General features: G+C 34.8%; 1 protein-coding gene. It reads left to right on the forward strand.

From position 1 onward, the window contains the following. Positions 1 to 92: 92 nt before the first annotated feature. Positions 93 to 564 (forward strand): TetR/AcrR family transcriptional regulator (locus UC75_RS00290; protein ID WP_228136967.1); only part of this gene is annotated, 472 nt, incomplete at its 3' end.

A 564-nucleotide genomic window follows, 5' to 3' on the forward strand; every position in this document is an offset into this window, starting at 1 on the left:
AGGCTTTGCTATGCCTTTTTTTCTCCCAAAAAACGGCAACGGTTTTTATATCTCATTTATATACAACAATAATTTTTTATAACGGTAAAACTATGCCACATTCAGACCTCCCATTTCGTGCTTTAAGCGTACTACATACTTCCCGCTATCTTTTTAATAAACACGGCTTTCACAATGTCGGGGTAGACCGAATTGTTGAGTCGGCAAAAATCCCAAAAACGACTTTTTATAACTACTTTCACTCAAAAGAAAGGTTAATTCAAATGAGCTTAACCTATCAAACAGATGGCCTTAAACAAGAGGTGATTTCGATTATCTATGTCCGAAAAGAATTAACCCTAGTTGAAAAACTGCGAAAACTTTACTTTTTACATGCCGATTTAGAAGGGCTTTACCATTTGCCTTTTAAAGCTATTTTTGAAATTTCGAAAACACATCCAAAGGCCTATCAGGTGGTCGTTGACTACCGAAATTGGTTTATTAATGAAATTTATAAACTGCTGTTAACGGCTAATGAAAATGCTTCAAAACAAGATGCACACATGTTTTTGTTTGTGATTGATG

Source organism: Acinetobacter sp. V2, from assembly GCF_001188385.1.
Lineage (GTDB): Bacteria > Pseudomonadota > Gammaproteobacteria > Pseudomonadales > Moraxellaceae > Acinetobacter > Acinetobacter oleivorans.